A 1,790-nucleotide genomic window follows, 5' to 3' on the forward strand; every position below is an offset into this window, starting at 1 on the left:
ATCCTCACCGAACCCGAACCCGGCCTGTTCGCTCAGCCCCGCGCCTGACCACCACCAAGCGGCGACGACCAGCAGCCCTCACCCAACCTCAACCACGAAACGGACAAGAACTCACGTACCGCACTCTCAGAGGGCCCTACCCAAAGTCCGACGTGGTTGGTTACATGACGAGTCCGGCTGGCCGACGGGAATCTGACGGAGCGTGGGGCATTGAAGCGGTGGAAACTCAGGCGGTTCTTCGCCCGGACTTCAGTGGTGCTGCTGGTCGCGTCCGTATCGGTGCTCGCGGTCGTGGCCCTGTCGCCCTACCTCCTGCAGCAGTTGGCGCCGCCGATGGGAGGAGACTGGAACGACCTCAGTGACATAGGGCAGACCTATGCCGCGGTGGCGGCCATCCTCTCCGCTCTCGCGGTGGCGGGCGTCGCCGTGTCCCTGGTCATCCAGTCGCGCCAGGCCCGCGTCGAGCAGTGGCAGACCGTGCGCGGCTTCCAGAAGGACCTGCTGCTCATGGCTCTTGACAACCCCCTCTACCGGGAGGCCTGGGGAGAGATGGGGGGACTGACGGGCGAGGAGTGGCAGAAGCACACCTATACCCGGATGGTTCTGCACTACATGTGGCTGGGCGCGGACACCGGCGCGATCCCGTGGGGTTCACTGCCCCGGATCGCGGCCAATACCTTCCGGGTCGAGTCGAACATCCGCGTCTGGGCCCGCATGAGGCAGGGATGGCTGGTGGAGGCCCAGACCGCTCGCGAGCGGGAGTTCGTGGCCATCTTCGACGCGGAGTACCAGGCGGCGCTCAGGAGGGCTCCAGCCCCCGTCCCGGAGTAGCAGTGCGGTGAGGAGGGCGCGCCGACGACGCGCCGTGCCGGCAACTGGGAGATGCCCGCGGACAAGGGTGCGCGGCACACGCTGGCTCGCCCTGCTCTGCCTGGCCCTCGCCAGCACCGGCATCGGCCTGTTCCCGGCAGGCGTGCGGGGCGTCTACCGGCCCTGTCAGTGGCTCCAGCTGACGGTGCTGCCGGGGTCCTGGATGGGATGCCACACTGGCTCGGCAGGGCCGCCCTTGAGCAGGTCGACCAGCGGCGCCGCCAGGACGGGCACGTGGCGCAGGAAGCCGGCCGGCGCCGGGTCCGCGGCGGCCGCGCGCAGGGCGCGGATACGCGTCTCAGCCCCGGTGGGTCCGGTGCCGTCCAGGACGAACAGCAGCCGCGGGAAGAGCGGGTAGTGCCGCCTCCACTCCTCCTGCAACGGCTCCGCGCCGGCCAGTGCCGCCTGCCGGGCGCGGGCGCGGGCATGTAGTGGTAGAGGCGGGCATAAGAGTTGAGTTTCGCGGCCAGCCGTTCGGGGCCCATGGTGGCCCGGTCGACCTCCACAAACGCCCGCAGCATCGACCCCTCGCCGCCCTCACGGCCGCGCCGGTAGAACAGCAATGCATCCGGGATGACCGCCTCACCGCCCCCGAGGGGGTGGTAGACCTCGGGAATCCAGTCCAGCGGCCGGCAGACCTCCCCGCGGTGCCGCGCGTCCTTCAGGAAGGCGAGGCCGGTCTCGGTGACCGTTAGCGCGTGCCCGACCCGCAGCCGCACCGCGGTCCGATCGGACACGGTCTTCGGCGGCCGCCGTCCCCGCAGCTGAAGTTCCCCCCGCGATCAGGACAGCCTGATACTGGGACGTACGGGTCCCGGAGGAAGCAGTCCAGGTAGTGAGTAAGAAGAGCAACACGAGCAAGCGGTACACGGCCGAGTTCAAGAAGGATGCCGTCGAGCTGGTCCGTTCCTCCGGGCGGA

The 1,790-nt window shown here is 69.6% G+C and carries 2 protein-coding genes and 1 pseudogene; 1 reads left to right on the forward strand and 2 read right to left on the reverse strand.

The genetic code is table 11. The annotated features are described in order from the left end of the window. Positions 1 to 210 precede the first annotated feature (210 nt). A complete protein-coding gene (locus tag C1I97_RS36525; protein WP_146608426.1) occupies positions 211 to 831 on the forward strand; it encodes a DUF6082 family protein in 621 nt (206 codons plus the stop codon). A 165-nt stretch (positions 832 to 996) separates the two neighbouring features. On the opposite strand, the gene C1I97_RS42200 is transcribed toward C1I97_RS36525, so the two are convergent. Beyond that, the gene (locus C1I97_RS42200; RefSeq protein WP_258382916.1) at positions 997 to 1,251 is read right to left on the reverse strand and encodes a hypothetical protein; all 255 of its coding nucleotides are present in this window, start codon (positions 1,249 to 1,251) and stop codon (positions 997 to 999) included. A 107-nt stretch (positions 1,252 to 1,358) separates the two neighbouring features. Beyond that, a pseudogene (locus C1I97_RS42205) lies at positions 1,359 to 1,607 on the reverse strand (replication-relaxation family protein); the annotation flags it as partial. Positions 1,608 to 1,790: the final 183 nt, after the last annotated feature.

Source organism: Streptomyces sp. NTH33 (assembly GCF_003236365.1).
In the GTDB taxonomy this organism is placed as follows: domain Bacteria; phylum Actinomycetota; class Actinomycetes; order Streptomycetales; family Streptomycetaceae; genus Streptomyces.